This window comes from Haloferax sp. ATB1 (assembly GCF_000730175.1).
The window spans coordinates 1-21,319 of sequence record NZ_JPES01000060.1 but is presented as its reverse complement, the minus strand read 5'-3'; the positions used below and the strand labels follow the sequence as shown (position 1 = coordinate 21,319).

Below are 21,319 nucleotides of genomic sequence, written 5' to 3'. Positions count from 1 at the left end.
TTCACTCGCGGTCTTCCATGATTCGCGTCACTTCTTCTACGCCCTCGGCCTCCTCCTCGCGAATCGACGACAGCGTCGCGACGAGTTCCTCGCGGTCGATAGAGAACTGTACCTCGCTCGCCTCGATGGCCTCGATGACGTCGTCGTAGAACTTGTAGGCGGTCTCCTCGTTACAGAGCTGGTCGTAGAGAACGCCGTCGAAGTCCTCGGGTTTCGTCTGGCCGTACTGGGCCTCGACCAGCGCCTCGATCTCCTCGAAGGGGACGCTGTCGACGTCTAAACGCTCGATGACCGCTTCGAGTCGGTTTCGGTGGTCGGCCGACTCTTCGGCGGCGTGCGACAGGAGGTCACGAATCTCTTCGTCGAGTTCCTCGTCGTCGAGCTCTTCGTAGTGGTGGTAGGCGCGCGCCTCCACGACTTCTTCGAGGACGATTCCGATTTGGAGCAGCCGAGCGAGTTGGTGGTCCGACGTGACCTGATACCCGACGCTCATCGGCGGCGTCCTCCGTTTGCGTGCGATACCAGCTGAGTCATACTCAGAGGTGAGTCTGTTACGAACTTAAGCGGTTCCCCTTTCGGGTTCCGACTCGTCCGTCTCGGACTCCTCGGGAGTCGTCGAGCCTCTTCGGGCCCGTTCTACGTCCTCGTTCGGCGTCGTGCGGCGACCCATCCAGTGGTAGGTGCCAATTCTGCTGTATCCTTGTTCGTCGACGATTTGCTCGATGACCTTCCGGTCGTCGTCGTCGATAGAGACGACGTGCGCGATAATCTGCCCGGGGACGGTTATCGGGTTCGCGGCCATCCCGATGACGAGTCCCGTGAAGGGTGCTTCGACGACGTGTTCTTCGCGTTTGAAGTGGTCAGAGATGGTACAGACGGAGTTCCCCTCCTCGACGATCGGGTACGGCCCCCAGTCCATATCTACCCACCCGCCCGCAGTCGACCGAATCCACTTCTTCTCTTTCGGCCCGACGATGCGTTGCCACGCCGGTTCGGTCTCGAACTCCTCGTCTATCAGGCCGAAGTAGGCAAAGAGGTTGTGCAAGTTTTCGAGCGCGAGGTCGACCATCGCCGGTTGATACCGGTGGGCCTCGCCCATCTCGACGGTGATGGTCGGAATCCCGTCTTCCGACGCGACACGCCGCATCATCCCCTCGGCACCGGCCCCGTCGAGGACGATAGTCGAGAGGAAGGCGTTCGCAACCTCGGCCACTGCGGGGTCGCTCATGTCCGCGCGCGTGTGGAAGATGGTCACTTTGTTCCGCGTCGACGTGTGGAAGTCCACACCGATGTCGCAGTTGGAGACGAATCGGTCGTAGATGACCTTGGCGATGCGTTTTCCTTCGTTTCCGTTCTCGGACCCGGGGAACGACCGGTTCAGGTCGCGGTCGTAGATGGGCAGGTACCGCAGGTGCGCGCGGTAGCCCGGCACGTTGAGGACGTGCAGGCAGACGATAGTTCCGGACAGTTCCTGTGGATCGTAGCGGTCTGCCACCTCCTGGACGACTTTTACGCCGTTGACTTCGTCACCGTGCATCGCCGCACTCACGAACACCCGCGGTCCCTTGTTCACACCGTTGATGATTGTGACCGGAATCTCTATCGGGTCACCGAGGAAGGACTCTCCCACCTCGTACATGATGTGTCGTTTCTCACCGGGGCGAACCTCGGCGTCGTATCGGAATGACTCTCCGTCGTTGTTGCTTGACATTGTACTCCCTCCGGTTGGACGGTTGTACTCCACCCCGGACGGGAGAGAATACGTCGAGTGCAAGCAAAAACATTGGTAGATAGACAGTTTCGTGACGGACCGTCATCCGGGAGTATCACGCCGGAACGACTGTTTTCCGACTATCTGCCGCTCCGCGGAAGACAGAATATATAAAATCTGAGAATAAAGCAGCGAGCTATCGGGCGCGCCTCAGCGCAGCCGCGCGGCGATGAGCTCTTCGAGGTCGTCGCGGAACTCGTCGACTGCAATCTCTTCGAGGACGGGCACGAAGAAACCCTCCACGAGCATGTTACGGGCCTGTTCTTCGGGAACGGACCGAGAGACCATATAGAAGAGGTCCTCGGCGTCGACCTGCCCGACGGAGGCGGCGTGGGACGCCTCGGTGTCGTGGTTGTTGATGATGAGCTTCGGCGACGCGTCGGCCTCGGACTGGTCCGAGAGCATCAGCGTGTTCTCGCGCTGGTAGGAGTTCGTACTCCACGCGTCGCGGCCGACGTCCTGAACGCCCTCGTACACCGAGCGCGCCTCGTCGTCGAGGACGCCGCGGGTCACGAGGTCGGCCGTCGTGTTCTCGGCTTTGTGCCAGACGCGGGCGTTCACGTCGAGGTGCTGGTCGTCGTGACCGAAGAACGCACCGACGATTTTCGTCTCCGAGGCCTCGCCGTTGAGTTCGGTCTCGACGTCGCTGCGGGTGAGCCGCGAGCCGAGGTTCCCCTCGATCCAGTTGACGGTCGAGTAGGTGTCGGCGTCGGCGCGCTTGAGCGAGTACGTGTACGTCTCCTCGTCGAGGTTCTGCAGGGAGCCGTACTGGACGTACGAGTTCTCGCCCGCGTCGATCTCGACGAGGTTCGAGAAGTACCGCGCGTCGTCGACGCTGTCGCCGGACTCGACGGCTTCGAGGATGGTGACCGACGACGACTTCTCGGTGACGACGAGCGTGTGGCTGAACAGCGACCGAGAGTTCATCTCGGCGCGAATCTTCACGTCCTCGGCGTCGACGCCCTCGGGGACGTAGATGAACGTGCCCGTCGTGAACAGCGCCGCCGAGAGGGCGGTGAGGTAGTTCGACTTGGGGTCGACGACGGAGCCGAAGCGCTCCTCGATGAGGTCGCCGTACTCGTCGAGCGCCTCCGTGAAGGGGAGGACGACGACGCCCTCGGGCGACTCGCGGGTCGTCTCGTCGGCCTGGTTCAGCGGGTCGACGAGCGACTCGAAGTCGAGCGCTTCGAGGTTCGTCCAGCGGCGACCGGGCGTCTGGATGACGTCCGGCAGTTCGAGCTCGTCGAGTGCTTCGAGCGCTTCGAGGCGGGCCTCAAGGAGCCACTCCGGCTCGTCCCGTGCGTCCGAAATCTCTCGTACCGTCTCTGCGGACAGGTTTGCGGGAAGTTGCGCACTCATTGGTTATCCGAGGCTACCCTCCATTTCGAGTTCGACGAGTCGGTTGAGTTCGACCGCGTACTCGATGGGCAGTTCCTCCGTGATGGGTTCGATGAACCCGGAGACGATCATCTGCTTCGCGTCGTCGTCGTCGAGACCGCGCGACTGGAGGTAGAAGATGTCCTCGTCGCCGATCTTGCCGACGGTCGCCTCGTGGGCGACGTCGACCGTGCGACTCGTTAATCTCCATGTACGGCATCGTGTCCGAGGTGGACTCGTTGTCGAACATGAGCGCGTCACACTCGACCGCGGTCGAGGAGTTCTTCGCGCCGTTGGCGATGTGGACGAGACCGCGGTAGTTCGTGCGGCCGCCGTCCTTCGAGATGGACTTCGACTCGATGGTCGACTTCGTCTCGGGGGCGTTGTGGTACACCTTCGCGCCGGTGTCGATGTTCTGACCCTCGCCCGCGAAGGCGATGGTGATGTGGTTGTCGGAGGCGCCGCGGCCCTTCAGAATCGAGGCCGGGTAGAGCATGGTTGCCTTCGAGCCCATCGAGCCCGAAATCCACTCCATGCGGCCGCCCTTCTCGACGATGGCGCGCTTGGTGTTGAGGTTGTAGGTGTTCTTCGACCAGTTCTGGACGGTCGAGTACTGGACGTGGGCGTCCTCGCCGACGAACACTTCGACGCCGCCGGAGTGGAGGTTGAACGCGGAGTACTTCGGGGCCGAACAGCCCTCGATGTAGTGGACTTCGGAGCCCTTCTCCGCGACGATGAGCGTGTGCTCGAACTGGCCCATGCCCTCGGAGTTCATGCGGAAGTACGCCTGCACCGGCATCTCGACCGTCACGTCCTCGGGGACGTAGACGAACGAGCCGCCGGACCAGATTGCGCCGTGAAGCGCGGCGAACTTGTTGTCGCTCGGGGGGACGCACTTCGTCATGAAGTACTCCTTGACGATGTCTTCGTGCTCCTGGACCGCTTGGTCCATGTTCATGAAGACGACGCCTTTCTCCTCCCAGCGCTCCTGCATGTTCTGGTAGACGACTTCGGACTCGTACTGGGCGCCGACGCCCGAGAGGGCGTTCTTCTCGGCTTCCGGGATACCCAGTTTGTCGAAGGTGTCCTTGATGTCGTCCGGCAGGTCGCGCCAGTCGTCGACGCCGCCGCGGACTTCCACGTCGGGTCGGATGTACGGGACGATTTCGTCCACCGTCGACCTCGGAGAGGTCAGGCTGGGCCGGGCCAGTCGGTCGGCATCGGCATCTTCTGGTACTGCTTGAGCGCGCGAAGGCGGCGCTCGAGCATCCATTCGGGCTCGTCTTTGTCCTCCGAGATGACGCGGATGGTCTCTTCGGTGAGACCCTTCTCGGCCACGAACGCGGCCTTCTGCTCCTTCTTGAACTCGAAGCGAGCTTCCGTGTCTGTCTCTTTGAGGTGGTCTTGGTCGGAACTCATGATGTTGGGGGATTACGCGGCTTCGTACACTTCCTCACGGACCCAGTCGTAGCCCTTGTCTTCGAGTTCGGACGCGAGCGAGGCGTCGCCGCTCTTGACGACCTTGCCGTCCAGCATGATGTGGACGTGGTCCGGCTCGACGTATTCGAGGATACGCTGGTAGTGAGTGATCTGGAGGATACCCGTGCCCTGCTCGTCGCGCAGCGCGTTGATACCCTTCGAGACGTCCTGCAGGCGGTCGATGTCGAGACCGGAGTCGATCTCGTCGAGAACCGCAATCGACGGTTCGAGAATCGCGGCCTGAAGGACCTCGTTTTGTTTCTTCTCGCCGCCGGAGAAGCCGGCGTTGAGGTAGCGTTGCATGAACTTCTCGTCCATGTCGAGAAGCTCCATCTTCTCTTTGAGGAGCTTCTGGAACTCGGCGACACCGACTTCGCCGTCGTCGACGTTACCCTCCATCGGGGAGGTGTCGTAGCCGGCTTCCTCTTCTTCTTCCTCGTCGTCCTCGCCGAACAGGAGCTCCTCGCGCTCGTCGATCTTCGCGTTGAGCGCGGTGCGGAGGAAGTTCGTCATGGTGACGCCCTCGATTTCCGCGGGGTACTGGAAGCCGAGGAAGATGCCGAGCGCGGCGCGCTCGTTCGGCTCCAGTTCCAGAAGGTTCCACGTGCGGGCGTCGTCCGGAATTTCGAGGTCGCCGAAGTCGTCGTCCTCCAGGTGGAGGAGGATTTCGCCGTCGGTTACTTCGTAGGCGGGGTGGCCGGCGATGATTTTAGAAGTCGTAGACTTGCCGGACCCGTTGGGACCCATCAGCGCGTGGATCTCGCCGGATTTGACTTCCAGGTCGACACCTCGCAGAATCTGCTCACCGTCTTCCTCCGCGACTCGTGCGTGGAGGTTCTTGATCTCGAGAGTTGCCATCGTTGGTTCGTTGCCTCGTACTCGAACGGTGGGGAGTATCGCCCATAATGCTTGCGCATTCACCCCCGCCACCTTTTGTAGAAAGAAAATTTGTTTTCAAATCCAAAAAGAATTGCGCCGATTCGCGACGGGCGTCCGGGTTTCGGACAGCCGAACAACGTTACGGTGCCGTCCTCTATGTAACCGAATATAGTTTCATTACTCGGTGATACGACCGCTCACATGAAGCTCCCGAGGCCGGTCTGTTCCTGCCCGCTTTTCACCTCGTCCCACGACATGCCGAGCGCCTCGATGACGCGGGAGATGGGCCCTTCGAGCGTCTTGGTGAGCATCGTCTCCCAGTCGACTTCGAACTCTTCCGGAATCTGGTCTGCGTACTCGAAGCAGATGACGTCGGGGTCGCGCTTGAACTCGCGGTAGCGGTCGTCGACCTGCGGGTCGAACCCGCCGGACTCCATCTCGCGGAACCACGACGGGTGGACTTTCTTGAGGTAGACCCGCTTCGGCTTCGAGCCCCGCCCGAAGTTCGTCCCGAGGAAGGCGTTGGCGTACTGCGCGCCGCGGACGTGTGCGGTCGGCGTCTCGTACGCCGAGAGGCGCTTGCCGATTCCGCCGGGGATGCCGGCCTGTTCGAGCGGCAGGTTCCCCGACTCGAAGTCGGTGATGATGTCGTGGAGGTAGTCTTTGATGACTTCCGTCTCCTCGCCGTGGACGATCATGTCGATGACGTTCTTCTGGACTTCCTTCGTTATCTGCGCGATGTCCGAGCGCTTGTACTCGAAGCCAGTGATGTCGATGTCGTCGACGTCCTTGCCCTCCTTCCAGACGATGTGGCCCGCGTAGCGCTTCTTTTTCCCTGCCTGGAAGAACCGCCGGTAGAGCTTCTCGAACTCGATTTGGAAGCGGTGTTCGTCCGCGCCCAACTCGTCGCGCGCGAAGTCGTCGTAGGCGGCGTTGATGTGCTCCTCGATGTCGAACGACTGCTCGATGGCTTCTTCTTTCGACACGTCGGGGCCGAGTTCGAGCATCACGCTGTCGGTGTCGCCGTAGGCCACGTCGTAGCCGATTTGGTTCGCGGCCTGCTCCGTGAACTCGATGACCTTCCGGCCGGTCGCCGTCACCGCCGCGCCCATCTCCTTGTCGTAGAGGCGGAAGCGGTCCCAGCCCAGCACGCCGTACAGCGAGTTCATGATGACCTTCACCGCGGCCTGCTGGCGGTCGAACTGCTCGTACTCCGACGAGCCGGGGTCGTGGGAGTTCCGCAGCGACTTCTTTTCCTCCCGCTCGGTGAGGAGTTCGTCGACCATCTCCCGAATCATACCGTCGGGCTCCTGCTGGAAGTGCGTCCCGTTGGGCGCGCGGAACATCTCGCCGTCGTAGCTCTCGGGGTCGACTTTCGTCTCCGGCGACGCGTTGATGGTCACCATGCACATCGGGTACAGCGACTTCAGGTCGAGCACCGTGACGTTCTCCTTGACGCCGGTGATGGGGTCGAAGACGGCACCGCCCTCGTAGTCTTCCGACTCCTGTTTGCCCTTCGAGGGGAGCGCGAACTCGCCGTGGACCTTGTGGAGCACGTAGATGTCGACGGTGTCGCCGGGCGTCGGCGCGTCTTCGAGCTTACAGCCGACGAACGTCCGCACCTCGTCCCAGAAGGCGATGATGTCCTGTTTCCGGTCGATTTCGACGCACAGCTCCACGTCGCGGAGGTTGTATTCGAGCAGGCGCTCGGGGTCTTCCTCCCAGAGGTCGCCGATGTCGCCCGAGTAGCGCTCCTTGCCCGCGTCGAGTTCGAGTTCGCCGACCGCGTCGAGGCGGTAGGATTCGAGTTCGGTGAACTGGGTGCGCTTGTAGGCGTACAGCAGGTCGAAGACGACGCGCCCTTTGATGTCCGGGCCGCCCCAGCCGCCGCGCCAGACCTCGCCGAGCCGCGACATGCGGTTGTAGTCGAGGTTCAGGTCGGTCGTCGGGTCGACCTCCTCCAACCGGTCGAGGAAGTACGGCGCGTCGAAGTCCTCGAAGTTCCACCCGGTGAGGATGTCCGGGTCGGTCTCCTCGATGTAGGTAAGGAAGGCGTCGAGCATCTCGGCCTCCTCGTCGAACGTCCTGACCTCCACGTCCGCGTCCTCCCCGAGGAAGTCGTAGTTCGGCAGTGAGTCGGGGCGCTTGCCGAGGCCGTCTTCGGCGACGGCGTGCCAGACGACGTACTCGTCGCGGTAGGAGTCGTGGCTGGTCAGACAGATAATCGGCTCTTCTCCCTCCTCGGGGAAGCCGTTCCGGTCGTTGACCTCGATGTCGAAGGTGTTCACCCGGAGGTTCGCGTCGACCTCCGCGGGCGCGACTTCCTGGTGGGGAATCTGAATCGTCCCGTCTTCGAGGCGGCGCTCCGGGACGCGGACGCCGCTTTTGATGTCCTTGTCGATGAGCAGGCGGTTCGGGAAGAGGATGTCCGCCTCGTAGTGGTCGAACTCGTCGCGAATCTGGCCGACGTCGCGGGGGGTGCGACCGAATATCTTCGTCAGTTCCTGGCCGCGAATACTCTCGAAACCGTCCTCGGTACCGGTGATTACGTCTTTGTCGAGGGCGTCGTCGTCGAGGCTGTCCGTGGGCGCGTAGAAGTACGGCCGGAACCCGAGCACGCGGACGTGTTCGGTCTCGTCGTCCGCCGTCCGACCGAAGATGTGAATCACCGGGTACTCGTCTCGGCCCGCGCCCTCGATGGTGTAGTCGACCTGCGTGACGGCCAGTTCGACCGTCCCGTCCGGGTCGGGAAACCGCACCTCGTCCGTGTCGATGACGTCGGAGACGTGCTGGCCGGCGTCGCCGGCGACGATGGCGGCCTCCTCGTCAGGCCGCGCGTCGCCCGCGCCGTCGGCGTCGTTCCCCCCGAAGTCGGTCAGACCCGTCTGCGTCATGCCAGTCGCTTCGATGGCGCGGCTAAAAACCCCGGCGTTTCCACGAACCGCACCCCGAACCACGGAAAGACATATATCCGTGTGTGACATTCCTTGTCACACGATATGACCGACCACGCAACTCCGGAGCGGTGGGATGGCACGATCGACGGCGACGGACCGGCTGGTCCGACGGGAGCCGAGACGGTCGAATCCTACGATATCGACGGTGGCGTGGTGTTCTATGACGCGGAGAACCCACTCGCGTGGGTCGAGGCATCGCGGTCGATGCGCCTCGACGACTGCGCCTGACTCGGCCGAAACGGACACTTTTTCTCGGCACGGCGTCTCGACGCGAGCGTGACGGACGACGAGCGACGCGAGGAGACACCCGCCGACGCGACCGACGGGGACGACGACGCGGAGCGTCCCTCGTCGGACATGGCCTCGAAAATCGACCCCGAAAAACGGTGGGGCGACCCCGAGGCCCGTTGGGGTGACCCGGAAGCTCGCTGGGGCAATCCCGAGAAGGAGCTCCCGACGATTCCCCGCGTTCGCATCCCCGGCGAAGACGCGGACGGTGACAGCGACGACCCGGAGGGTGACGGCGACGACGCGCCAGAGTTCTCCCCTGACGTGAACCCCGAGGTCGCCCGGTTGTTCTGGGCGAGCGTCGTCCTGGCGAACGTCGGCCTCGCGGGAGTCACGGTCGGCCCGATGCTCGTCTACTTCCGCGGCGACACGCTCCTCGGCGGCGGCCTGTTTCTGTTCGGCGCGGTCGTGCTCGTCCGCGTCTACTCCATCTACCGGGAGTTCAAGCGAGGGGAGTGGCAGGACGACGAGGACGATGCAGACGGATCGGATGACGCAGACGACGAGGACGATGCAGACGCCGGTGACGTAAGCGACACCGACGAAGACGCTCCCGAGCGCAACCGCTAACAGTCACCGTGCCCTTCGCCGAGACATATGCGAACCGTCCGCGGGCCAGACGGCCGGACGTATCTCCTCGTTAAGCAGTCGAGCGACGCCAGCCGCGTCCGCGACCCGAAGACCGGCGAGGAGCAGTACCTGCCGAACGACGACCTCGAAGCCGTGAGCGGCGAGTCCCCGCTCGAAACCGCCGCGCGCGCCGTCCCCGAGTCGGTCCGGAAAATCCTCGTCGCGGTCCCGACCGAACGCGGACTGGGCCTGCTCGTCGACCTCGTCGACCGCGGGCCGCTCCCCGTGGTCGACCTCCTCGGGGCCTACGACCTCTGCGAGAGCGACCTCCACGGCCTCCTGACCGAGTTCCGAGTCGCCGGCCTCGTCGCCGAGACCACGGTCTACGGGGAGCGCGGCTACGAGGCGACCGATGCCGCGAAAGAAGGGGTTGCACTGTTGCGAGCCGGCGAATAAGCGCCGAGAGAGGGACGACCGCTCTCAGTCGTCCGCGAGCACGCTCTCGACGGTCGGCGCGTCAGTCCGCTCGACCGTCGAGCGGTTCGTCGTCGGGTTCTTCTCCACGCGGACGAGGTCGTCGGCCGCGCCGACCAGTTCGTCGTCGTGACTGACGATGAGAATCTGCTTGACGCCGCGGTTCTGCATGTCCTCGACGAGGTCGACCAACCGCGAGACGTGGCCGTCGTCGAGGAAGACCGTCGGCTCGTCGAGGATGAGCGGCGGGAGCGGGGCCACGCCGTCGATGCCCTCGGCGAGAAGTCGGTAGATGGCACACCGGAGGCTGAGGTTGAACAGGGCACGCTCGCCGCCCGAGAGCTGTTCGGGTTCGAGCGCGGTGCCGTCCTTCTGGAACACCGTCAAGCCGTACTCGCCGTCGAGTCGGATGCGCGAGTAGGCGTCGTTGGCGTAGACGAGGTCGAACGTCTCGTTGAGCATCCGTTCGAGCACCTCGACGTTGCGCTGGCGAAGCTCCGCTCGGAGGTCACCGTAGGTCGATTCGAGCGTCGACACCTCCTCGTGGATCGATTCGAGGGCGTCGACGCGCTCGGAGAGATGTTCACGGCGCTCCCGGAGGCCGTCCAACTGTTCGAGTTCGGCCTCGACGCCGCCGACGCGGCTCTGGAGTTCGTCGCGCTTGTCTCGTAGTTCGGGGAGCACTTCGTCTTCGACCCGTTCGAGGTACTCCGCGGCGTTCTCCTTGCGCTGTCTCGCCCCCTCGACCGCCACCTCGTCAACCGTCTCGCGGAGTTCGTCACGGCGCTCGCGACGCTCTTGGAGGTGTTCGCGGCGCTCGCGGTTCACCTCTGCGAGCGTCTCGCGTTTCTCGCGGAGCCGGTCCCGAGTGTCGATTTTCTCGGCCCGCGTCTCGACCAGCGATTCGACGCGGTCGAGCCTGTCGCGCCGCTCGTCGAGGGATTTGAGGTCTGCTTCGAGCGATTCGACCGTCTCTGCGACTTCCTCGGCTCGCTCGGCCTGTGTCGTCGCAGCCTCGCGCTTTTCTTCGGCCTCAGCTTCGAGTTCCGCGGCCGCCTCGCGCTTTTCTTCGGCGGCCTCGCGGCGGCTCTCGACGGTCTCCTCGCGGTCGGCGATACGTTCTTCGACGAGGTCGAGTTTGTCGCGCTGAGAGCCCGCGCGGTTCTCGATTTCGACCAGTGCTTCGGCCGCCTCGACGGCCGCCGAGCGCGACTCGACGTCCGATTCGAGCGAGTCGAGGTCGGCTTCCAGCGATTCAACGGCGGCCTCGCGCTCGCTGATGGCGTCGACGTGGGGCGAGCCCTCGACCGGCTGCCCGCACTCGGGGCACTTGCCCGCGTCGCGGAGGCGCTCGGCCTCGGCGAGGCGCTCGCGCGCGTTCTTCAGTTCGGTCTCCGTCTCCGCGAGCGACTCGCGGGCGTCGGACCGCGCCTCGCGTCGTTGTTCGAGGAGGTCGGCTGCCTCACCGAGTTCGACGGGGGCGTCTTCGAACCGCGCTTCGGCGTCGTCGAGCGACGACCGAAGCTCCGTGCGCGTCTCGCGGAACGATTCGAGTTCTCGCTCGGCGTCGGCGGCGGTCTCCGCGTCGGCGTCGGCGGCCTCGCGTTTCTCCTCGGCGCGCGATTCGAGGTCGTCGGCGCGCTCGGCGAGCCGCTCGGCCTGCGTCTCGAACGCCTGCGCCCGCGTCCGCGCCTCGGAGAGGTCGTCACGCAGTTCGGATTCGCGCTCCGAAAGCGCCTCCCGCGCGTCGGCAATCGCCTCGTCGCTCGCGTCGTCGAGGTCGGCCCGGTCGAGGGCGTCGTCGATGTCGGATTCGAGGTCGTCGATGGCGGCGTCGAGTTCGCGGATTCGCTCCGAGAGGTCGTCGCGCTTCGTCTCGTCTGCGGAGATTTTCGCGGTCAGGTCCTCGATTGCCGACTCGACCTCGTCGAGTCGCTCCCGCTTTTCGGCGTGTTCGTCGAGCGTCGCCTCGGCGGCGTCGAGCGCCGACTTCGCCTTGTCGCGCTGGGCCTCGTAGTTCGAAATCTCCTCGTCGAGGGAGTCGAGTTCGGATTCGAGCGCGTTGAGCGTCGCGTGGAGGTCCGCCTCCTCTTTCGTCTCGATTTGCGACTCGACGTCTTCGAGGACGCTCCGCTTTTTCGTCAGCACGTCTTCGACGCCGAGCCGGGCATTGCCGGCGCGCTCGCGGTACGTCTCGAGCTTTCCGAGTTGGAGGAGGTCGTCTATCATGTCCTGGCGCTGGCTCGGCGTCGCGTTGATGAGCTTGTTGACCTCGCCCTGCTGGACGTACGCGCAGTTCACGAACGCCTCGGCGTCCATCCGCAGGAGCGACGCGACGTGCCGGCGAACGTCGCGCGCACCCTCGACGGTTCCCTCGGGGCCTTCGAGGACGCATTTGGCGGTGGTCGCGCGGTCGCCGGAGACGCGAACCCGGCGGTCGATGCGGTACTCGCCGCCGTCGTGAACGAATTCGAGCGCGATTTCGGCGTCGTCCGCGCCCGTGGTCACCACGTCTTCGAGCGTCCCCGCGAGCGCCTTCGAGCCGTAGAGCGCGAAGAAACACGCTTCGAGGAGCGACGACTTGCCGCTGCCGTTGACGCCGTGGATGACCGTAACGCCGTCTCGGAGGTCGAGTTCGGCGTCCTCGTAAGGTTTGAAGTTCCGGATGGCGATGCGGGTGAACCTCACGCGAAATCACCCAGCGAACTGTCGCGGCTCGCCGCCGGGTCCGCGGCGGCCTCCGAGTCGGATTCAGTCGTCGTTTCAGCGGTGGTCTCGGTCGCCGTTTCTGTGTCGGACTCGGTCGCGTCTTCGACGCCCTCCGAATTCTCGTCCTTGTTCTCGTCCTCGGCGTCGCTCTCGCGCTCGGCGGCGACGAAGGCTCCGGGGTCGTCCGAAAGCAGCGATTCGACGCGCTCGCGGACCTCGTCGCGGACGTTCGAGTCGGCGACCTTGCTCGCGCGCACCGTCTCGTCCACGTCGAGCGCGGCGCTCGACAGACCCATCTCGCGGACCCGCTCGCGCACCGCGTCGTCGGGGTCGGCGAAGGTCACGTCGGTCGCCAGTTCGCCGTCGTCGTCGATGTCGCGCTTGTCGTTGACGCGGGCGACGAGCGCGCCCTCCTCGACGGCGAACGATTCGACCGCCGCGGGGGTGACGGTCTCACCCTCGCCCCGCAGTTCGACGATGACGACCGCGTCTTCGAGGTCGAACTCGCGGACGCGCTGGCGGACGCGCTCGATGCCCTCGTCGCCGGCGAGGTCGACCTCGACGAAGGCGAACGGGCGTGTTTCGAGGGTGCGACGGCGGATGTCGACCTCGTCGGGCGCGAACTGAACGAGGTTGTACCCGCGTGGGTCGCGCTCGCTCGCGCTCGCGCGTTCGGTCGACCCGCAGTAGGTCACCCACGTCTCGTCAAGTTCGGCGGTATCGGGGACGTGGTTGTCGCCGAGGAGGATCGCGTCGAAGTCGATGTTCGACTCGGCGAGGACGGTTTCGGTCTCCCAGTCGGCGTGCGCGAAGGGCGTGAACAGACCGTGGGCGACGAGCACCGCGCGCTCGGCGTCGTGCGGTTCGAACTGGTAGTCGAGTTCGTCTCGGCGCGAGCGCGGGACGTGGTCGAGACCGTAGAAGGCCACGTCGCCGACGACGTGGGGGTCGCGTCCGAGTCTCGTCGCCAGTCCGAGGCGCTCGAAGAGGTCGAGCCACTGCCCCCCGCGGGTCGACTCGTGGTTGCCGACGATGGCGAGGAAGGGTATCCCAGCGTCGTCGAGACGGCGGAGCGCAGCGAGCGTCCCGAGGAGGTCGGGGAGTTCGGGACGGCGGTCGTGGTAGAGGTCGCCCGCGTGGACGACGGCGTCCACGTCCCCGTCGAGCGCGTCCGCGACGACTCGCTCGAAGGCGTCGAGGAAGTCCTGTCGGCGCTCCGGCGAGTGGTACTGCTGATACCCGATGTGGGTGTCGCCGGTGTGTATCACCCGTGTCATCTATCAACCGGTTCGCCACCGCCGCTGAAAACGGTTGTGCGACCGGAGCGAAAGTGGTCGGCGTCCCGCGGTCGCCGCTGAGTGGCACGGGAACCCCGCTCCGACTCGTCGGCCGGGTCGCCGAGCGCGCCGCGTAGACGGTCGAGGTCCGCGAGGAGCGTCCGCCCGGTGCGCGCGCAGTCGTGATGTCCGCGACGGGCGGCCTCACCGACCGCTCGGCGGAGCGTCAGTTCGCCCCCGTCGGAGAGAAACCGGGCGGCAGAATGAAGCGATTCGAAGGCGGTTCGCGCCTCGGCGACGACTTCGGTGGGCGGGCGCGACTCGTAGCCACAGGAACCGCCATCGGTGTCGGCGAGCGCGGAGAGCGCGCGGCCGACGGCATCGGGAGCGGGCGAAGACATGCGACGACGTGGCCGCGCGTTCGGATTTAAATGTTGAGCGTGTAGAGGCGCTTGCGCGCGTCGGAGAACGAAAACCGGGAGTCGACCGCGCCCTCGTCTTCCAGTCGGGAGAGCGCGTAGCGGACGGTACGCGGGGGCAGAAGCGATTCTTCGGCGATTTGACTCTGGGTGAGCGTGTCCTCGTAGTCGAGAATCTTCGCGACCAACTTCGCGCTCGGGGGCATGTCCCGAACCGATTCCCAGCGGTCGTCTGACTCGGGTTCGGACTCGCGTTCGACTGCTTCCGTAGTGCTCATCGTACGAGACACCAAGCGATGCTATTAGATAATATTTGCTATCCAGAATTATTACCGACTAGGAATTTATGTGACGCACGTCAGACTCGTCATCCGGGCGGGAGACGCCCCCTAGGCGGCGAATCCCTCACACACCCGAAGCCTCTTATGAACCTGCACCCTATGCCGGATGATGACCGATACTGTGGACGACGTCGACCTCCCCTACGATAAGGACTCGGCGTCGCAGCAGGAGAAGATCACCGCCCTTCAAGAGCGGCTCGAAGTTCTCGAAACGCAGAACGAGGAGATGCGCGACAAGCTCCTCGACACGAACGCCGAGAACAACAAGTATCAACAGAAGCTTGAGCGACTTACCCACGAGAACAAGAAGCTCAAGCAGTCGCCGCTCTTCGTTGCGACGGTTCAGGAAATCACCGACGAGGGGGTCATCATCAAGCAGCACGGTAACAACCAAGAGGCCCTCACCGAAGTGACAGACGAGATGCGCGAGGAGCTCGAACCCGACGCGCGCGTCGCCGTGAACAACTCTCTCTCCATCGTCAAGCGGCTCGACAAGGAGACGGACGTCCGGGCGCGCGTGATGCAGGTCGAACACAGCCCCGACGTGACCTACGAGGACATCGGCGGACTCGAAGAGCAGATGCAGGAGGTCCGCGAGACGGTCGAGATGCCGCTCGACCGCCCCGAGATGTTCGAGAAGGTGGGCATCGACCCGCCGTCCGGCGTGCTCCTGTACGGCCCGCCGGGCACGGGCAAGACGATGCTCGCGAAGGCCGTCGCCAACCAGACGAACGCCTCGTTCATCAAGATGGCCGGCTCCGAGCTGGTGCACAAGTTCATCGGCGAGGGCGCGAAGCTCGTCCGCGACCTGTTCGAGGTCGCCCGCGAGAACGAACCCGCCGTCATCTTCATCGACGAGATCGACGCCATCGCCTCGAAGCGCACGGACTCGAAGACCTCCGGCGACGCCGAGGTCCAGCGCACGATGATGCAACTGCTCGCCGAGATGGACGGCTTCGACGAGCGCGGCAACATCCGCATCATCGCGGCGACCAACCGCTTCGACATGCTCGACCCCGCGATTCTCCGGCCCGGTCGGTTCGACCGCCTCATCGAGGTGCCCAAGCCGAACGAGGACGGCCGCGAGATAATCTTCCAGATTCACACCCGGAAGATGAACGTCTCCGACGACGTGGACTTCGTCGAACTCGCCGAGATGGCCGACAACGCCTCCGGTGCCGACATCAAGGCCGTCTGTACGGAGGCAGGGATGTTCGCTATCCGCGACGACCGCACGGAGATATACATGCAGGACTTCCTCGACGCCTGGGAGAAGATTCAGCAGGAAGCCTCGGACGAGACGGAAGTCTCCCGCGCGTTCGCGTAACCGACGCGAGTCGCGTTCCGTCCCGTTCCGTTTCGGGCTTCGATTCCGCCTTCGCTTTTCGCGTGACGCCGACCGCCGAGTGACTACGCGGCGAACGCGAAGTACGGAAGCACGAACAACGCGAGGAACATCGCAGTCAGGATGAGACCGTAGCCGCCGAGCGTCGCGGCCGCGGTCAGCCACGATTCGCGCCGGCCGGGGAGTTCGAGCGCGGACATGCTTGGTGGGTCGCGGTCGTGAATAATAAATCGTCGGTATTCGTGCGACCGAATCGGGAGTGTCAGCGGGAGCCGGGCGTGTTTGCGGGCGCGGAGTCGGTCGGGTCAACGGAACCGGTCTCCGGCGCGGCCCCCATCAGGTAGCCGCCGAACCCGATGAACCACAGGAGCACCGGGTAGGCGACGTAGCGCTCGAGACCACCCGCGCCGAGGAACGAAAGCGGGTGCGGGAGACCGAGGAGGCCGAACGCGAAGATACTCACCAAGAGGGCGAGGACGAACCCGCCCACCGCGACCGAGAGATATCGGAACGGGGTCTCGATGACCCGCACGGCGACGACCGCGGAGACGCCGCCGGCGAAGAACGTCAGGAGCGCGAACAGCCCGTGCATCGGGGCTTCGCTCCCGTCGAAGATACCCACGCCGAGGATGCCTATGCCGAGCGCGGCGACGGCGGCGGTGACGACGCGGTCGCGGAACGCCCGGTGTGCGAAGTAGCTCGCGCCGAGGACTAACAGCCCCGAAAGTATCATCGTCGCGTTGAAAATCGTCGCCGACGGCTGGAGGATGACGCTGTTGGGTGGCCTCGTCGCACCGAGGTCGCTTATCTCCTGTACACCCGCGTTGTAGCCGGGATAGAACGCCTCGGCAGTGATGATTCCCATGAACGCGAGCAGGCCGAACGCGAACAGCAACGCGCCGGCGACGAACCGCTCGCGCCGGTGGTCGTGTGCCCCCGGCGTCTCGGAGATTCGTTCGGGTCGCGTCTCGGTCGGCGGACTGCCGTCCCCTCGGGAGTCGGTGGTCGGTGTCATTGGTCTCACTCTCCGTTCGCCTAGACGACTGACGTGTCGATAACACCGAACGCTGGCTCTTAGACCGCGAGAAATCCTGGGTGGTCGGGAACCCGCACCCCTCGCCCCAACCCGAACGACTGAAACCGACCGGGTCGCACCCACAGGTATGGGCACGCCACTCGAAAGCCGCGAGGCGCAGGCCGAGGAGGTCCTCGACCGACTGTACGAGGAGTACCCCGACACCACCATCTCGCTTTCCTACTCGAACCGCCTCGAACTGCTCATCGCCCGTCATGCTTTCGGCACAGTGTACCGACGAGCGCGTCAACAAGGTCACTGCGGAGCTGTTCGAGAAGTACGACGACGCCGCCGACTACGCCGACGCCGACCAGGAGGAACTGGCCGACGACATCAGCTCCATCACCTACTACAACAACAAGGCGAAGTACATCCGCTCCGCGTGCGCGGACATCATCGAGAAGCACGACGGCGAGGTTCCGGACACCATGTCCGCGCTGACCGACCTCGCCGGCGTCGGCCGGAAGACCGCGAACGTCGTCCTCCAGCACGGCCACGACATCGTCGAGGGCATCGTCGTCGACACCCACGTCCAGCGGCTCTCGCGCCGCCTCGGGCTGACAGAAGAGGAGTACCCCGAGCGAATCGAGGAGGACCTGATGCCGGTCGTCCCGAGCGCGACTGGCAGCAGTTCACCCACCTGTTCATCAGCCACGGCCGGGCCGTCTGCGACGCGCGAAACCCGGACTGCGACGCCTGCGTGCTCGAAGACGTCTGCCCCTCGTCGAAGCTCGACCACAACGTCGACCTCGCCAGCGGCGAGGCGTGGTGAGCGCTCAGACGAACACGTAGCCGCTCAGGTAGCGGTAGATACCGAGCAGCCACGCGAACACCCAGAAGATAACGTAGCCGAAAACGCCGACGCGGAGGCGGCCGCGCCACGCGCCCATGTTCTCGTGGAGGTCGTCGAGCGACACGTCCTGGTCCGGGTCGCGGTAGAGGTCGGCCTCCCACTTAGCCTGGAAGATGCGGACGATTCCCGTGAGCGCGAAGATGAGCATCGCGTACGCCTGCAGGCCGAGAATCGCGTGGAGGGCGCTGAGGCCGTTGAGTTGCTGAAAGAGCCGCGGGAGCATCCAGGTGACGACCGGGACCGTGTTCAACACGAGCCCGGGGAAGATGATTTTGAGGTGGTAGACGAGCACGTCCCACGACACCGTCTCGGCGTCGATCATTATCCACGCGCCGTAGAGGTAAAACGGGAAGCTGGCCGTGACGGTAATCGCGGCGAGCGTGGCGAGCGTGGTCTCGTCTGCCATCGCACGGCGTTAGAACCCGGTCGGCCCTAAAGGGACCGATGCGCTGCGCCCCGTTCGAGCGCTAAACCACGGAGCGGGGGTCGAACGTCGGCCGCAACGACTTGGATTCGAGTTTCGAACCACAGTTTTCGAGCGCCGGACCAACTGGACGCCGGGTTTCAGAGCGTCGCGCGGCGAGTCGCCCGCGACGAACGCGCTCGGGGTCGGAACACGTTTACCGGCGTGGACCCTACTCCGGGGCGATGTCAGACTCGTCTTCCGCCCCGGCCGACGACGGCTCGTCACCGGACGCGGACGCCGACGCCGCGATGTCCGACGCGGAGCTCGCGGCCCTCCGCGAGGAGGTCGAAGCCAAGTACGACTTCGAGAACTTCGGCCCGGCCGACATGGCGAAGATGACCCCCGAAGAGTGGGACGCCGCGTTCGACCCCGATTCGTGGGTCGTCGGCGAGGAGTTGCTCGACCGCGTCGAACAGGAGCTCCGCTACCGGGTCGCGATTCGCGAGGTGTTCGCCGTCCTCGAACGCGTGACCGAAGACGGCGAGCCCCGGATTCTCGCGTACTCAGACGAGGGCTACGCCGTCGTCTACCCGGACGGGAGCGTCGAGGGCGAGGGGACCGTCCTCCGCGACGTGAAACCGACCGTCGCGCTCTGTTCGATGGAGGACTTCGAGGTGAACGACGCGCCCGAGACCGTCAGACTCCCCGAACCCGAAGAGGTCGCACAGGGGACCGGCGACTTCGGGAATCGGATGCTCCAAATCGTCGCGTTCGGCCAGTTGCTTGGCGGCTTCGCGCTCATCGGGGCGTGGCTCATCCTCCCCGACCTCGACTCGATTATCGCGCCGCTCGCCGGACTGGGCTTTCTCGTCATCGGCTTTTTCCTCTTCGTCGTCGTGGCGAACGCCCGACTCTCGGATCGCTTCCGCGCCGAAGAGTACCGAGACAGGCTCCGCGTCATGGGCCTCGAAGGCGGGTCGCGCCCCGAGTTCGTCCCGACGTTCGACGGGGACGAGAACGTCGCGTCCCTGATCGAGCCCCCCGAGCGAGACGCCCCCAGTTCTGAGGGCTGAGCCCGACGCGAACCCGCCTCGGAAACACCCTCCGTGACGGCATAGTCGGTGGGTTTAAGCGCGTCCCATCCTGACGAACGACCGTATGAAAAGGCGGGAGTTTCTCCGAACGGCTGGCGGTGCGACAGCCGCCGCGACCGCTGCCGCCGGGACCGCTGCTGCGCAGGAAGGCGGCGGTGGAGCGCAGGTTCAACCCGACTTCGGTGGCCACCTCGACGGCGTCGACGGAGGCTACGAAGACCTCCGCGGCCAAAGCGAGGTCACCATCGAAGTCGGCGCGTCCGGCAACGGCGGGAACCTTGCGTTCGCACCGGCTGGCATCTGGATCGACACCGGTACGACCGTGACGTGGGAGTGGACCGGCGAGGGCGGCGGCCACAACGTCGTCGCGAGCGAGGGCGCGTCGCTCGACTCCGGCGCGGCCGTCTCCGAGGCCGGAAGTACCTACGAGTTCACCTTCGAAGAGCGCGATGCGGTATCACGAAGTACCACTGCGTGCCCCACGAGGCGCTCGGCATGCTCGGCGCGGTCGCCGTCGGCGACGACGTGGCGACTGTGAGCACCGGCGGTGGCGGCCGGAAGGAACTACACGAACTCGGCGTCCCGATTCAGGCACACTGGGTCGGCTCGGCGACGATTCTCGGCATCCTCGTCACCGTCATCTACACGTTCTTCATCTTGAAGTACGGCGAGTCCCCAAATACGGGTAACACCGGAGGTGGCGAGTAATGTCTTCGACCGGCAGCACGTACGGCGACATCCACCGGTACGAACCGGCGCGAGAGAGCACCGCGGCGGCCATCGCTATCGTCCTCCTGACGATTATCGAGGTCGTGTTCGTGTTCCTCTTCACCTACGGCTTCGTCTCCGGGTGGGGACTGACGGACACGGGGAACATGTTCCTCGGCGGCGTCCTCGCCGTCATCTTCGTGGACCTCGCGTTCATCCTCGCGCTGTACCGCAAGGAGTTCCTCCCCGACGTGATGATCGTCAAAAAGCGGCGTCGCAAGTGGGAAGACCTCTACGTCCGCGAGGAGGACGTCGACGGTGTCACCTTCAGCAGCGATGACGCGTGGGAACAGGTCAAACGCGCGGTGTACCCCTACTACAAGCGATAAACCATGAGTCTCGAACGCAAAGACGACTACGACCACAAGGCCTGGATGAAAAAGAAGGACCTCACCCCGGTCGAGGCCACCTTCCTCACCACGCTCATCTGGCTGGATAAGCGACTCCGCATCGTCGATTATCTGGAACTTCTGGAGACGCTCTACTACCGAGTCAACCTCCAGATGCCGAAGAGCCACACCGAGCAGTACAACCTCGACAACAAGTTCTGGTACTGGTACCCCCTGTACACGCTCGGCTTGTTCTCGACGCTCGCGTACGTCGTCGCGGCGATCAGTGGTGCCCTTCTCGGGTTCTACTACTCCCCGGCGACGACCGGTGACCCCACGACGGCCTACAGCAGTATCGAATTCATCATGCGCGACCTGCAGTTCGGCTTCATGCTCCGCTCCGTCCACCGCTGGGCGGCGCAGGTCATGGTCGCGGCCGTGTTCTTGCACATGCTCCGTGTCTACTTCACGGGGTCGTACAAGGAACCCCGCGAGCTGAACTGGCTTCTCGGCATCGTCCTGATCAGCCTGACGATGGTGTTCGGGTACACCGGATACCTCCTCCCGTGGGACCAGCTAGCCTACTGGGCGGGGCAGATCGGCGTCGAGATGTCGCTGTCGGTCCCCCTCGCCGGTGAGTGGGTCGCACAGCTCCTGTTCGGCGGCTTCTCGCTGAGCCAGTCGACGCTACAGCGCATGTACATCATCCACGTGTTCCTGCTCCCGTTCGTCGTGACGACGCTCATCGCGATCCACATCGGCATCGTGTGGGTGCAGGGCATCGCGGAGCCGCACTGAGGTGACAATCATGAGCGACAACGAACCGAAACGAGGAGATTCGATCCGACGGCGCGGGCATCGTGGCCCCGGACGACGAGACGCCCACGTGGAGCGAGCGCAAGGCTCGC

Annotated in this window: 19 protein-coding genes and 4 pseudogenes; 10 read left to right on the top strand and 13 right to left on the bottom strand. The window is 64.6% G+C overall.

Annotated features, from left to right (window positions below; genetic code table 11):
- Position 1: 1 nt before the first annotated feature.
- From ATB1_RS09770 to ATB1_RS09745, 6 genes and pseudogenes are all read right to left on the bottom strand, one after another.
- The gene (locus ATB1_RS09770; RefSeq protein ID WP_042663528.1) at positions 2-493 is read right to left on the bottom strand and encodes a rubrerythrin; all 492 of its coding nucleotides are present in this window, start codon (positions 491-493) and stop codon (positions 2-4) included.
- A gap of 66 nt (positions 494-559) precedes the next feature.
- Positions 560-1,711: a succinylglutamate desuccinylase/aspartoacylase family protein gene (locus ATB1_RS09765; protein ID WP_082256368.1), complete on the bottom strand. Its 1,152-nt coding sequence runs from the start codon at positions 1,709-1,711 to the stop codon at positions 560-562.
- A gap of 210 nt (positions 1,712-1,921) precedes the next feature.
- A complete protein-coding gene (gene sufD, locus ATB1_RS09760; protein ID WP_042663527.1) occupies positions 1,922-3,130 on the bottom strand; it encodes a Fe-S cluster assembly protein SufD in 1,209 nt (402 codons plus the stop codon).
- Between the two features lie 3 nt (positions 3,131-3,133).
- Positions 3,134-4,567 (bottom strand): annotated as a pseudogene (sufB, locus tag ATB1_RS09755) (Fe-S cluster assembly protein SufB).
- A 12-nt stretch (positions 4,568-4,579) separates the two neighbouring features.
- Positions 4,580-5,485, bottom strand: a complete 906-nt coding sequence (locus tag ATB1_RS09750; RefSeq protein ID WP_042663526.1) for an ABC transporter ATP-binding protein — start codon at positions 5,483-5,485, stop codon at positions 4,580-4,582.
- Between the two features lie 218 nt (positions 5,486-5,703).
- Positions 5,704-8,400, bottom strand: coding sequence for a DNA-directed DNA polymerase (locus ATB1_RS09745; RefSeq protein WP_042663525.1), 2,697 nt, complete (start codon positions 8,398-8,400; stop codon positions 5,704-5,706).
- A gap of 105 nt (positions 8,401-8,505) precedes the next feature.
- Between ATB1_RS09745 and ATB1_RS09740 the strand changes: the two genes are divergently transcribed.
- The 3 genes from ATB1_RS09740 to ATB1_RS09730 are packed head-to-tail and all read left to right on the top strand — an operon-like array spanning position 8,506 to position 9,777.
- A complete protein-coding gene (locus ATB1_RS09740) occupies positions 8,506-8,691 on the top strand; it encodes a hypothetical protein (RefSeq protein WP_004972572.1) in 186 nt (61 codons plus the stop codon).
- A 48-nt stretch (positions 8,692-8,739) separates the two neighbouring features.
- The gene (locus ATB1_RS09735) at positions 8,740-9,321 is read left to right on the top strand and encodes a hypothetical protein (protein WP_042663524.1); all 582 of its coding nucleotides are present in this window, start codon (positions 8,740-8,742) and stop codon (positions 9,319-9,321) included.
- 27 nt (positions 9,322-9,348) lie between these two features.
- A complete protein-coding gene (locus ATB1_RS09730) occupies positions 9,349-9,777 on the top strand; it encodes a hypothetical protein (protein ID WP_042663523.1) in 429 nt (142 codons plus the stop codon).
- Between the two features lie 24 nt (positions 9,778-9,801).
- Here the strand turns inward: ATB1_RS09730 and rad50 are convergent, their stop codons facing one another.
- The 4 genes from rad50 to ATB1_RS09710 are packed head-to-tail and all read right to left on the bottom strand — an operon-like array spanning position 9,802 to position 14,478.
- Positions 9,802-12,483, bottom strand: coding sequence for a DNA double-strand break repair ATPase Rad50 (rad50, locus tag ATB1_RS09725; protein ID WP_042663522.1), 2,682 nt, complete (start codon positions 12,481-12,483; stop codon positions 9,802-9,804).
- On the bottom strand, positions 12,480-13,781 hold the full coding sequence (gene mre11, locus ATB1_RS09720; protein ID WP_042663521.1) for a DNA double-strand break repair protein Mre11: 1,302 nt from the start codon (positions 13,779-13,781) through the stop codon (positions 12,480-12,482). The genes rad50 and mre11 overlap by 4 nt, the downstream gene beginning before the upstream one ends.
- Complete coding sequence (locus ATB1_RS09715) at positions 13,778-14,182, bottom strand: hypothetical protein (RefSeq protein ID WP_042663520.1); 405 nt, start codon at positions 14,180-14,182, stop codon at positions 13,778-13,780. Before ATB1_RS09715 ends, mre11 begins: the two co-directional genes overlap by 4 nt.
- Before the next feature lie 26 nt (positions 14,183-14,208).
- Positions 14,209-14,478 (bottom strand): helix-turn-helix domain-containing protein, encoded by a 270-nt coding sequence (locus ATB1_RS09710; RefSeq protein ID WP_042663519.1) that lies wholly within the window; start codon positions 14,476-14,478, stop codon positions 14,209-14,211.
- Between the two features lie 172 nt (positions 14,479-14,650).
- Here ATB1_RS09710 and ATB1_RS09705 point away from each other — a divergent pair, with 172 nt between their 5' ends.
- On the top strand, positions 14,651-15,868 hold the full coding sequence (locus ATB1_RS09705; RefSeq protein ID WP_004971162.1) for a proteasome-activating nucleotidase: 1,218 nt from the start codon (positions 14,651-14,653) through the stop codon (positions 15,866-15,868).
- Positions 15,869-15,951: 83 nt separating this feature from the next.
- Here ATB1_RS09705 and ATB1_RS23865 read toward each other — a convergent pair whose 3' ends face one another.
- Together ATB1_RS23865 and ATB1_RS09700 are read right to left on the bottom strand one after the other, a co-directional pair.
- Positions 15,952-16,086 (bottom strand): hypothetical protein, encoded by a 135-nt coding sequence (locus ATB1_RS23865; protein WP_256364947.1) that lies wholly within the window; start codon positions 16,084-16,086, stop codon positions 15,952-15,954.
- A 62-nt stretch (positions 16,087-16,148) separates the two neighbouring features.
- The gene (locus tag ATB1_RS09700; protein WP_082256367.1) at positions 16,149-16,901 is read right to left on the bottom strand and encodes a DUF998 domain-containing protein; all 753 of its coding nucleotides are present in this window, start codon (positions 16,899-16,901) and stop codon (positions 16,149-16,151) included.
- 148 nt (positions 16,902-17,049) lie between these two features.
- Here ATB1_RS09700 and nth point away from each other — a divergent pair.
- A pseudogene (gene nth / locus ATB1_RS24110) lies at positions 17,050-17,733 on the top strand (endonuclease III).
- Positions 17,734-17,737: 4 nt separating this feature from the next.
- Here nth and ATB1_RS09690 read toward each other — a convergent pair.
- The gene (locus ATB1_RS09690; protein WP_008092321.1) at positions 17,738-18,220 is read right to left on the bottom strand and encodes a hypothetical protein; all 483 of its coding nucleotides are present in this window, start codon (positions 18,218-18,220) and stop codon (positions 17,738-17,740) included.
- Between the two features lie 242 nt (positions 18,221-18,462).
- Here ATB1_RS09690 and ATB1_RS09685 point away from each other — a divergent pair, with 242 nt between their 5' ends.
- The 5 genes and pseudogenes from ATB1_RS09685 to ATB1_RS24590 all read left to right on the top strand — a co-directional run.
- Complete coding sequence (locus tag ATB1_RS09685) at positions 18,463-19,293, top strand: hypothetical protein (protein ID WP_042663517.1); 831 nt, start codon at positions 18,463-18,465, stop codon at positions 19,291-19,293.
- 85 nt (positions 19,294-19,378) lie between these two features.
- Positions 19,379-20,022: pseudogene (locus tag ATB1_RS09680) on the top strand (halocyanin domain-containing protein).
- A complete protein-coding gene (locus ATB1_RS09675) occupies positions 20,022-20,411 on the top strand; it encodes a hypothetical protein (RefSeq protein ID WP_004971171.1) in 390 nt (129 codons plus the stop codon). Before ATB1_RS09680 ends, ATB1_RS09675 begins: the two are co-directional and overlap by 1 nt.
- 3 nt (positions 20,412-20,414) lie before the next feature.
- Entirely contained in the window at positions 20,415-21,209 is a 795-nt protein-coding gene (locus ATB1_RS09670; RefSeq protein ID WP_004972586.1) for a cytochrome bc complex cytochrome b subunit, read from the top strand.
- A 10-nt stretch (positions 21,210-21,219) separates the two neighbouring features.
- Positions 21,220-21,319, top strand: a pseudogene (locus tag ATB1_RS24590) (cytochrome bc complex cytochrome b subunit); the annotation flags it as partial.

Excerpts from the sequence above, each read along its gene's own strand:
- ATB1_RS09770 (WP_042663528.1), bottom strand. The coding sequence starts at position 493 with ATGAGCGTCGGGTATCAGGTCACGTCGGACCACCAACTCGCTCGGCTG.
- ATB1_RS09765 (WP_082256368.1), bottom strand. The coding sequence starts at position 1,711 with ATGTCAAGCAACAACGACGGAGAGTCATTCCGATACGACGCCGAGGTT.
- sufD (WP_042663527.1), bottom strand. The coding sequence starts at position 3,130 with ATGAGTGCGCAACTTCCCGCAAACCTGTCCGCAGAGACGGTACGAGAG.
- ATB1_RS09750 (WP_042663526.1), bottom strand. The coding sequence starts at position 5,485 with ATGGCAACTCTCGAGATCAAGAACCTCCACGCACGAGTCGCGGAGGAA.
- ATB1_RS09745 (WP_042663525.1), bottom strand. The coding sequence starts at position 8,400 with ATGACGCAGACGGGTCTGACCGACTTCGGGGGGAACGACGCCGACGGC.
- ATB1_RS09740 (WP_004972572.1), top strand. The coding sequence starts at position 8,506 with ATGACCGACCACGCAACTCCGGAGCGGTGGGATGGCACGATCGACGGC.
- ATB1_RS09730 (WP_042663523.1), top strand. The coding sequence starts at position 9,349 with ATGCGAACCGTCCGCGGGCCAGACGGCCGGACGTATCTCCTCGTTAAG.
- mre11 (WP_042663521.1), bottom strand. The coding sequence starts at position 13,781 with ATGACACGGGTGATACACACCGGCGACACCCACATCGGGTATCAGCAG.
- ATB1_RS09715 (WP_042663520.1), bottom strand. The coding sequence starts at position 14,182 with ATGTCTTCGCCCGCTCCCGATGCCGTCGGCCGCGCGCTCTCCGCGCTC.
- ATB1_RS09710 (WP_042663519.1), bottom strand. The coding sequence starts at position 14,478 with ATGAGCACTACGGAAGCAGTCGAACGCGAGTCCGAACCCGAGTCAGAC.
- ATB1_RS09705 (WP_004971162.1), top strand. The coding sequence starts at position 14,651 with ATGACCGATACTGTGGACGACGTCGACCTCCCCTACGATAAGGACTCG.
- ATB1_RS23865 (WP_256364947.1), bottom strand. The coding sequence starts at position 16,086 with ATGTCCGCGCTCGAACTCCCCGGCCGGCGCGAATCGTGGCTGACCGCG.
- ATB1_RS09700 (WP_082256367.1), bottom strand. The coding sequence starts at position 16,901 with ATGACACCGACCACCGACTCCCGAGGGGACGGCAGTCCGCCGACCGAG.
- ATB1_RS09690 (WP_008092321.1), bottom strand. The coding sequence starts at position 18,220 with ATGGCAGACGAGACCACGCTCGCCACGCTCGCCGCGATTACCGTCACG.
- ATB1_RS09685 (WP_042663517.1), top strand. The coding sequence starts at position 18,463 with ATGTCAGACTCGTCTTCCGCCCCGGCCGACGACGGCTCGTCACCGGAC.
- ATB1_RS09675 (WP_004971171.1), top strand. The coding sequence starts at position 20,022 with ATGTCTTCGACCGGCAGCACGTACGGCGACATCCACCGGTACGAACCG.
- ATB1_RS09670 (WP_004972586.1), top strand. The coding sequence starts at position 20,415 with ATGAGTCTCGAACGCAAAGACGACTACGACCACAAGGCCTGGATGAAA.